This is a genomic window from Oceanospirillum sanctuarii (assembly GCF_002150805.1).
Classification (GTDB): Bacteria; Pseudomonadota; Gammaproteobacteria; order Pseudomonadales; family Halomonadaceae; genus Oceanospirillum; species Oceanospirillum sanctuarii.
This window is the reverse complement of sequence record NZ_MTBA01000013.1, coordinates 167767-176714: the sequence shown is the minus strand read 5'-3', so window position 1 is coordinate 176714 and position 8948 is coordinate 167767. Positions and strand designations below refer to the sequence as shown.

Annotated in this window: 8 protein-coding genes and 1 tRNA gene; 4 read left to right on the top strand and 5 right to left on the bottom strand. The window is 49.7% G+C overall.

Going from position 1 to position 8948, the window contains the following annotated elements; genetic code table 11:
- Positions 1 to 4: 4 nt before the first annotated feature.
- The 3 genes from BV405_RS16745 (at position 5) to BV405_RS16735 (ending at position 2367) form a co-directional block, all read left to right on the top strand.
- Positions 5 to 95 (top strand) — tRNA-Ser (locus BV405_RS16745).
- Positions 96 to 595: 500 nt separating this feature from the next.
- On the top strand, positions 596 to 1300 hold the full coding sequence (gene hda, locus BV405_RS16740) for a DnaA regulatory inactivator Hda (RefSeq protein WP_086482034.1): 705 nt from the start codon (positions 596 to 598) through the stop codon (positions 1298 to 1300).
- 152 nt (positions 1301 to 1452) lie between these two features.
- Positions 1453 to 2367 (top strand): GGDEF domain-containing protein, encoded by a 915-nt coding sequence (locus tag BV405_RS16735; protein ID WP_086482033.1) that lies wholly within the window; start codon positions 1453 to 1455, stop codon positions 2365 to 2367.
- Between the two features lie 257 nt (positions 2368 to 2624).
- Here BV405_RS16735 and BV405_RS16730 read toward each other — a convergent pair whose 3' ends face one another.
- Both BV405_RS16730 and BV405_RS16725 read right to left on the bottom strand, forming a co-directional pair.
- Positions 2625 to 4016 (bottom strand): sodium-dependent transporter, encoded by a 1392-nt coding sequence (locus BV405_RS16730; protein WP_086482032.1) that lies wholly within the window; start codon positions 4014 to 4016, stop codon positions 2625 to 2627.
- 87 nt (positions 4017 to 4103) lie between these two features.
- Positions 4104 to 5183, bottom strand: coding sequence for a Glu/Leu/Phe/Val dehydrogenase dimerization domain-containing protein (locus BV405_RS16725; RefSeq protein ID WP_086482031.1), 1080 nt, complete (start codon positions 5181 to 5183; stop codon positions 4104 to 4106).
- Positions 5184 to 5696: 513 nt separating this feature from the next.
- On the opposite strand from BV405_RS16725, the gene BV405_RS16720 reads away from it, so the two are divergent.
- Positions 5697 to 7313 (top strand): sensor domain-containing diguanylate cyclase, encoded by a 1617-nt coding sequence (locus BV405_RS16720; RefSeq protein ID WP_086482030.1) that lies wholly within the window; start codon positions 5697 to 5699, stop codon positions 7311 to 7313.
- A 153-nt stretch (positions 7314 to 7466) separates the two neighbouring features.
- Here BV405_RS16720 and BV405_RS16715 read toward each other — a convergent pair whose 3' ends face one another.
- The 3 genes from BV405_RS16715 to arsC are packed head-to-tail and all read right to left on the bottom strand — an operon-like array spanning position 7467 to position 8887.
- Positions 7467 to 7901 (bottom strand): DUF2069 domain-containing protein, encoded by a 435-nt coding sequence (locus BV405_RS16715; RefSeq protein WP_086482029.1) that lies wholly within the window; start codon positions 7899 to 7901, stop codon positions 7467 to 7469.
- Between the two features lie 42 nt (positions 7902 to 7943).
- Complete coding sequence (wrbA, locus tag BV405_RS16710; RefSeq protein WP_086482028.1) at positions 7944 to 8540, bottom strand: NAD(P)H:quinone oxidoreductase; 597 nt, start codon at positions 8538 to 8540, stop codon at positions 7944 to 7946.
- Positions 8537 to 8887, bottom strand: coding sequence for an arsenate reductase (glutaredoxin) (gene arsC, locus BV405_RS16705; protein WP_086482027.1), 351 nt, complete (start codon positions 8885 to 8887; stop codon positions 8537 to 8539). Before arsC ends, wrbA begins: the two co-directional genes overlap by 4 nt.
- Positions 8888 to 8948: the final 61 nt, after the last annotated feature.

The following is an 8948-nucleotide window of genomic DNA, read 5'->3' as shown; positions in this document are numbered from 1 at the left end:
TGCTGGAGGGATGGCTGAGCGGCTGAAAGCACCGGTCTTGAAAACCGGCAAGGGTTAATAGCCCTTCCAGGGTTCAAATCCCTGTCCCTCCGCCACTATTCTAAAAACCTGCTCAATGAGCAGGTTTTTTTTTGCCTCAAAATTTGTTTTCTGCTGATGCTTTTGCTCAGATGGCCGACAAGGATGGTATCGGTAAGGAGAATTACCGCTAATAGCTGGGGTTCATCCTAGTTATTTTTCCTGTTCGTCTTGGCTAAAATTGATCTACGACAAACGCGTGAACAAAAGGAGTTGCCGTTATGCGTGAAGAAACCTCTCTTCGTTTTCCTCTCTGGGTTAAATTACTTTGGGTTGCGGCTAGTGCTGGCTTGGCATACCGCCTTGCAGTCGCTGCCGGCTGGTTCTGATTCAGGTTCTGAGTGGCTCTAAGCGTTAGCTGTTTTGCTGATTGTTATATGTGTGGCTGAATTTGGTCTAATTCATGCAGGACAATGGGCGGTAAATTGCTGTATAAATGAACAAGAGACTTTCTTTTGTTGTTCAAAGCAGCTAATTTATTCCTCATGATGGATTTTCTAAGGTAAGTCATTGAAATATGGCTGATTTTCAAGCTTCACAGCTATCGTTGAGCATAGGTCTGAGAGATGATGCGACCTTTGCTAATTTCTTTCCGGGAGATAATGGTTATCTTCTGGATGCTCTGCGTGCACTTATTGAAGGGCAGGGCGAGTCATTTCAGTATGTGTATGGCCCTCAGGATTCCGGTAAAAGCCACTTGCTGCAGGCGTTGTGTCATCAGGCCGATGCTGCTGGTCTCCGTTCTGTTTATCTTCCCCTTGATGAGCTGGCGCTCTTGTCTCCGGATCTGCTTGAAGGTCTCGAGTCTCTGGATCTGGTTTGTATCGATGACCTGAATCTGGTTGCGGGGCGAGCCAAGTGGGAAACCGCGCTATTCCATTGCTTTAATCGCTTAAGGGATGCGGGAAAAATTCTGGTGATTTCTGCTGATGCGGCTCCAGCCAAGTTGGGGGTTAAATTACCGGATCTCTCCTCTCGTCTGGCTTGGGGGGTTACCTCTGCATTGCATAAGCTTGATGATGAGCAAAAAATTGCTGCCTTTAAGCTCAGGGCACGCGAGCGTGGGCTAGAATTAACAGATGAAGTGGCGAGATATATCTTGCATCGAAGCCCGCGAACCCTTCGCGAACTGTTCGATATGTTGTCGGTGTTGGATCATGCGTCCCTGATGGCTCAGAGGAAGTTGACCATCCCTTTTGTTAAAGAGACGCTACGTTGGTAACGCGGTGAATTTTCTGCTTCCGGAGCAGCCATCCCACTGTTTATCTGAGGACAGATAAAGACAAAGCGTTACCTTTTGATGCTTTTATTAGGAAGTGGTTACAGGTATTTTCTTTAGCTTCCTGATAAGAATAAAAGGTTAAGGAGAGTGCGATGATGGTTGTTTCAGATCAACTTATCGGGGCTGCAATTGCTCAGTCCCGGGAGTTGTTGTTACTACTTGATCCTAAAAGCCTCAACTTCGTGTACAGCAACTCTGCAGCAGAAACGGCTCTCGGCTATGCTGATGGCGAAATCTGTGAACTCTCTCCCCATGATCTTTTTCCGGAATTTTCAGTTCCTGAACTTACCGCTATTCTCGATAACCTTTCTTCGTCTGATCACAAAAGCATGACGATGAATACCGTTCTGGTGTCTAAGCTGGCTGGGATGCGTGATTATTCCCTGCAGCTGCAATGCGTTGAGATTGACCAGAAAGATATGATTCTGGTTTCCGGTCATGATGTTACAGAACGTATGGCTGAAACAGATCAGATGCATGAGATGCTGGCTGAAGCTCAGATGGATTCTATGTTAGATCCAGCAACCGGCTTGCTGCAGCGGGTGTATTTCCTGCCTTATATGCACGGCGTGATGTCCAAAGCCCTTGAGACAAAAAAACCGTTCGGTCTTATGCTGCTTGATCTTGAGAATATGGCGGATATCAATGAGAAGTACGGTCAGCCAGCCGGTGAGCGTGTTCTGCTGCATATCGGGCAGATTGTGAAGCGTGTTGTTGAGATGCCGGAATACGCTGCACGCTTCTCCGGTAAGAAGCTGTGCCTGTTGCTTCCTCTTGCGACTAAAGGTTCTGTGCAGGAATTGGTTTCTCACCTGATGCGGGCAATCGCTCGTCTGTCCTACCCTGAATGGCCTGAGCTAAAGGTCAAAGCGCGTATGGGAATCTATTTTGGCAATCCTGAGGTTGATCCAGAAGTGTTGCTGGAGCGCGTTGGTACTGAGTATCGTGATCGTCGTTTGCAGGGTGATGAAGTTCTGACGTTGCTGAATCCCAAGCTGGACACCTAACTGGCAGCTTGAGTTAAGTCGTTAAAGAGAGGCAGGACTCTGGGAGTTCTGCCTTTTTTAATGCCTGTCATAAAGGCTTCGGGAATCTTCCGGATTAGGGGTATGAGAAAGTTCCAGGTGCAAAGGATTGTGATGAGTGCGGGAGCGGTAAACAGAAGGGTGAGTTGTCAGCACTAAAAAAGCCCCGGCTTTCTTACGAAAGCCGGGGCTCATCAGTCTGTTGATTGAGCAGATGTTGCTCAATCAGAGGCTAAGAATTAACCCGCGATAGACTTATACATAACAATGATTACTGCCAGAGGGGTCACGTAACGGGTTACGTTCCAGAACAGGTTCAGGGCACCCTGAGACATGTTCAGTTCAGCAGCAACATCTTCTTTCTTCATTACCCAGCCAACATACAGCGCAGCCAGCAGACCTGCTAGAGGCAGCATGATGTTAGCAGTGATGTAGTCCAGCAGATCAAAGATAGTCTTACCTTCGAAGGCAGCAAACATGCCCAGAGGGTGTACGCCAGACCAGACGTTCAGAGACAGAACAGTTGCAATGCCCAGGAACCATACTGCGCCACCAGCAACCAGAGTTGCGGTTACACGGTTGAAGCCGCTACGCTCTTCCAGCCACTCTACAGAAGGTTCCAGCAGAGAGATTGCAGAAGTCAGAGCTGCGAATACCAGCAGTACGAAGAACAGAGTACCGATCAGAGTACCCATAGACATGCTACCGAATGCCATTGGCAGGGATACAAAGATCAGACCCGGACCTGCGCTTGGCTCCATACCGTTAGAGAAAACGATAGGGAAGATCGCCATACCGGCAACCAGAGCTACAACGGTATCCATCACTCCAACAGTGATCGAGGTTTTGGCAATAGAAACGTCGCTATCCAGGTACGAGCCGTAGGCCATCATTACACCGGTACCCAGACTCAGGGTGAAGAACGCGTGACCCAGAGCTTTCAGAACGCCTTCAGAGGTCAGCTTTGAGAAGTCCGGGTTGAACAGGAAGTTTACGCCCTGTGCAAAGCCGTCAGTGGTCATTGCATAGCCCACCATTACCAGCATCAGTACAAACAGAGCAGGCATCAGGTAAGTAACAGCTTTTTCCAAGCCGCCTTTAACACCGCGTGCAACGATGAAAAGAACCAAGGCCATGAAGATACTGTGCCAGAACAGCAGGGTGGCAGGGTCGCCCAGCATAGCGCCGAAGATACCGCCAACAGCATCACCGTCCTGACCGATGAAGTCACCGCTGAAGGTGTAACCCACGTAGTTGATCGCCCAGCCGCCGATTACGCTGTAGAAGGACAAAATCAGGAAGGCTGCGATAGTACCCAGAGTACCGATGGAAACCCAGCCAGCTTTCGCATTATGTTCACGAATCAGATCGCGCATACTGGCGATAGGACTCTTACCACCTTTACGGCCCAGCAGAACTTCTGCCATCAGGATTGGCAGGCCAACCACTGCGATACAGGCCAGATAAACCAGTACGAAAGCGCCGCCGCCATTCTCACCGGTGATGTAAGGGAATTTCCAGATGTTGCCCAGGCCTACCGCAGAACCGGTAGCTGCCATGATAAATGCCCAACGGGATGACCAGTGCAGGCCCTGGTGCCCTGTGGCGTTTGTTGTAGTTGTTTTAGACACGAGTTTCTCCTCGGTTTTCTTTAAGCAAAAGCTCAGTACACCGACTCAAAAAGGATAGTCGGCAATAACTGATTCAGGGAAATTGATTTATGCGCTCTGAAGGTTCTCTGCCGGCTTGCTGAAGCGTTCTCGGGCAACCTGATCCGCAATAACATGGGTAGGTTGTTTTTCGCTTTCAGCCCGGGTGAAGATCTCCATCAGGGTGCTGTGAATAGATTCAATGTGATCGTTAACCGCTTTAGGGTCGAAATTCCCCATGCGCTCGTAACACACATCGATGATGCCGCCGGAATTGATTGCATAATCCGGAGCGTAGAGGATGCCTCGGTCCCGAAGCAGGTTGCCATGAACTGGTGACTCAAGCTGGTTGTTCGCAGCGCCTGCGACAACCTTGGCTTTTAGTTGGCTTACCGTCTCATCGTTTAAAATGCCACCCATTGCACAAGGTGCAAATACGTCAACGTCCAGGCTGTAGATCTCATCAGATGAGACTGCTTTCGCACCCAGTTCGTTAACGCAGCGTTGTACCATGTCATCGTAGATGTCTGTGACCCATAGTTCCGCACCTGCTTCGTGCAGATGTTTCGCCAGTCGGAATCCCACATTGCCCACGCCCTGAATGGCAACTTTCAGTCCGGAAAGATCCGTACGTCCCATGCGGAATTCCACCGCAGACATCAGTCCGCGATAAACACCGTAAGCGGTAGAAGGTGATGGGTCGCCGCTGCGCAGATGGCCATCTGCACAAGGTTTCTCCATAACACCTGCTACGTAGGAGGTTTCTTCCGTCATGATTTTCAGATCAGGAACACTGGTGCCGGAATCTTCAGCCGTAATGTAATGACCATTGGCAGATTCAATAAAACGGCCCATGGCTCTGAGCAATTCAGGCGTTTTTTGCTGGCGGGGATCGCCTAGGATGACTGCTTTGCCACCACCGAGAGGAAGGTTTGCCAGAGCAGACTTGTAGGTCATGCCGCGGGACAAACGAAGAACATCTTTCAGGGCTTCACCTTCACTGGCGTAGGGCCACATACGGCAGCCGCCCAGTGCAGGGCCAAGATTGGTGTTGTGAATGGCGATGATGGCTTTAAGGCCGGATTTGGGATCGTGACCAAACAGGACACGTTCGTGTCCGTCAAAATCAGGATGGCTAAATACGTTCATGGCGTACTCCGTTCTTATTTTTAGGCTTTTGGCCTTAATAGAGCTATGGGGTTATGTCCTGAATAGCTCTCGAAGTCGTGGTGCTTAGTAAATGCAATTCTTCAGGCGGGTCCGTCACCTGAAACGTATCTCAAACCAGGGTGTTGTTTGCTGATACGTCGAATACCCACAACTAACAGATGGAGACATATTGTATGCCAACAATCAGTTTGTCATTCTAAAACAACAGGTTATGAGTGTCAGCATCTTGTGTGCCACGTGATTCCTAGACTTTGGTGTTACCGGAATACACGTCTTTGTTACCAAAGGTTTTGCGGTTGATGTTTCTGTAGTTTTTTTAATTAGAAGTCGAATTAACTGGATGTTGCTTTAAAAAAAGATTGCAGGTTTTTTTGTTAAAAAAAGGCTGTAGCCCTCTATTTCCGTGGGGTGCAGCCGATAGAAAAGGCATATACTCAAAACAGAGGGCGAAAATTCGTCTGCAGTTGGTTTTGCTATAAGGATAAGAAGCGAATGAAGGCATATTCAAACAGGCTGAGTTATATCACCCTGATCGCGGGTTTTATCATTTCTGCATTGATCGCCTGGAATATTGGTGTGTTGCGGCATGATGCGATCCGGGTTCAGCTGAAAGGTGAGATGAAAGAGCTCTCTTATCAGGTTTCCCGGGAGCTGTTTGTTAACTTTGAAGCCCTCTACGTGATGCAGGGGCTCTTCACCGGTTCCTCTTCGGTTTCTTCGGAAGAGTTCCGCCGTGTAGCGGATGGCACTCTATCCCGACATCCTGAGCTGCATTACCTGCAATGGGCTCCATTGGTTAATGAGCGCGACAGAGCGACTTTTGAGCTGTCACAAAAAGCTGAAGATCCGAGATTTGCCATTCAGGAGGTTTCTGACAAAGGTCGTTGGATGCCTGCTGCTGTACGTGGACGCTATTTCCCTGTGGTCTATCAGGCTGATAAAGGGATGACCAAGGTACGAACCGGTTTTGATTTGTCCTCTAACCCAGCGCTTCTTTCCGCGATTAATAAAGCATCAGACAGTTCAGAGTTAGCCGCTACAGAGCCCATGGAGCTAAAAGCTGAGGGCCTGACCGGTAAGCGGGTGCTTGCGGTATTACCTGTTTATGAGTCTCTTGCCAGTGGCCAGTCGGGAGAGCTTAAAGGTGTTGTGGCAGGCCAGTTCACCCTGAATCGCTTAGTGCAGGAAGCTTTGATGGGCGGGCGTAGTTCCGGCCTGCATATCGCCCTCTTGGATATGGCGACGCTGCAGGAAAAGGGCAGTGATCAGGCTCTGCTTTTTGTTCGTCAGCCGGTAACGCCACCTGTGATGGATATGCAGCAGCGTTACATGATCAATGATGTAGGCGGGCGTAACTGGCAGCTGGTGGTTGCTCCTTCAGAAGGCTATATGAACGAGCGTAAGAGTGAGCTTGCTTATGTCGTTATGATGGCGGGTCTTATGATCACAGGTCTCGTTGCTGCTTATTTGCGCATGCTCTCCAAGCGGAGTTTTGAGATTGAGACAGTGGCTGATGAACGAAATCATGCATTACAGGAAGCTAATAAAAAACTGGCGCACCTTTCTCAGACTGATGGCCTGACACAGATTTCCAATCGACGCTTCTTTGATGAAAGTTTTATTCAGGAGTGGAAGCGGACCAAGCGTGAAAAGCAGCCGATCTCTCTGGTGCTGTTCGATCTGGACTTCTTTAAGCAGTATAACGATCAGTATGGCCATCTGCAGGGTGATGAATGCTTGCGTAGTATCGCTGAATTAGTTGCCTCGGTGATTAACCGTCCCGGGGATCTTTTTGCCCGCTTTGGTGGGGAAGAGTTTATTCTGCTGCTGCCGAATACTCCGGAAGCTGGCGCTCTGAAAATTGCTAACCAATGCCGTGAGCTTGTGGAGTCTCTGTCAATTCCGCACCACAAATCGACGATTTCAGATGTCGTTACCATCAGTGTTGGTGTCTGCAGCCTGATTCCGGAAAGTGGAGTTACCGAACACGATATGCTGGACCTGACGGATCAGGCGCTCTACTGCGCGAAAGATCGTGGTCGTAATCAGGTGGTCAGTGCCAATCATGAGAGCTTTGAGCCCCGTAAGGACCTTAAGCGTAAGCTTTGATTGTCAGGGTTTGATTCTGGTTGGATCAAATTTCAGAAGCGCGTAAAAAAGCCAGACAGATTTTTCTGTCTGGCTTTTTCGATTATGAGGCTGATGGAATCGGGCTGTTTCAGTCTGATTGCCAAGCCCTTGGGCTACAAGACAACTTCTTGCTTAACCCTTGTCTTCTGATGATTCCTGAGTCTCAGATGAGCTTCCTGCCTTCAGGCGCAGACTTTCCCAGCGGGAGAACATCATGGCCGCGATAAACAGGATGATCGAGGAGATGGAAAGCCCTAGGCCAACAATCTGATGGCCCGGCAGGAAGGCCTGATCCACACCGTACATAAAGTACAGCAGGCTAACAAAGCATAACCAGGCGTGAGAGCGCGGGTTACGCAACCAGATACCTGGCACAAACAGCAGCAGAGGCAGTGTTGGCAGCAGCGCCCACAGGGCGATCACATAAAGAGGTGCGCCGTCTTTGGTGATCAGAAAGCTATTCAGGATCAGAAAACCAATAATCGACAGGTAACTGAGCAATGCCCAGAGCCGGCCTTTGTTGGCCATGCCTGAAATATCTTTGCCTTCTTCAAGGCGGTTCATCATCTTTCTCACAGTATCTCCTGTGAATCGGTTTTAAAATTTGGATCAGTTCAGGCGCAGTGCCAGTTCTGCAACGCGTTTACCCTGAGCAACGCAGAGTTCCAGCTCGGTTGGATCAACCGGGTTTTCACCGGACTTGCCGGCAACATGACTTGCACCGTATGGCGTACCACCGGTTCTGGTCTCCAGAAGACCTGTCTGGCTGTAGGGAATACCCGCCAGAATCATACCGTGATGCAGTAAGGGAACCATCATCGACAACAGCGTTGCTTCCTGACCGCCGTGAAGGCTTGCTGTTGAAGTAAAGGCCGCTGCAGGCTTATCGATCAGAGCGCCGTTCATCCAGAGATTGCTGGTGGTTTCCAGATAGTATTTCAGAGGAGCCGCCATGGTGCCAAAACGGGTCGGGCTACCCAGAACCAGACCGGAGCATTGGCGCAGATCTTCATCAGTACAGTAAAGATCACCTTCTGCGGGAATGGTGTCAGACACCGCTTCACACTCAGCAGAGATCTCAGGTACTGTGCGCAGACGGGCTTCTACACCGGAAACCGATTCGATACCCCGGGCGATCGCTTCCGCCATGGTGCGGGTTGCACCGTGGCGGGAGTAGTAGAGTACCAGTACGAAGGGCTGGCTCATGCCAGCAGCTCCAGAACATTCTCAGGAGGGCGGCCGATAGCGGCAGCAGTTTCGATTTCGGCGATAGGGCGCTCGATCAGTTTTGGAGTGCTCACCATCGCTGCGATCAGTGTTTCATCATCGCTTTCTTTGCTCAGGCCCAGCTCTTTGAATTCAGTTTCTTTAGTACGCATCATCTCAATCGGAGACACATTCAGCTTTTTCAGCAGGGTACGGATTTCTGCATCAGACAGCGGCTCATCCAGATAGCGACGAACACTTGGCTCAACGCCATTTTCCTGCAGCAGTTCCAGAGTAGCGCGGGATTTGGAGCAACGAGGGTTGTGATAAAGAGTTACAGCAGGCATGAGATATCCTTGATCCTGATCAAATAGGGTAGAATGGCGCCTATTCTAACGATATGTCCAG

Coding starts and splice junctions, on each gene's coding strand:
- hda (WP_086482034.1), top strand. CDS start 596: ATGGCTGATTTTCAAGCTTCACAGCTATCGTTGAGCATAGGTCTGAGA.
- BV405_RS16735 (WP_086482033.1), top strand. CDS start 1,453: ATGATGGTTGTTTCAGATCAACTTATCGGGGCTGCAATTGCTCAGTCC.
- BV405_RS16725 (WP_086482031.1), bottom strand. CDS start 5,183: ATGAACGTATTTAGCCATCCTGATTTTGACGGACACGAACGTGTCCTG.
- BV405_RS16720 (WP_086482030.1), top strand. CDS start 5,697: ATGAAGGCATATTCAAACAGGCTGAGTTATATCACCCTGATCGCGGGT.
- BV405_RS16715 (WP_086482029.1), bottom strand. CDS start 7,901: ATGATGAACCGCCTTGAAGAAGGCAAAGATATTTCAGGCATGGCCAAC.
- wrbA (WP_086482028.1), bottom strand. CDS start 8,540: ATGAGCCAGCCCTTCGTACTGGTACTCTACTACTCCCGCCACGGTGCA.
- arsC (WP_086482027.1), bottom strand. CDS start 8,887: ATGCCTGCTGTAACTCTTTATCACAACCCTCGTTGCTCCAAATCCCGC.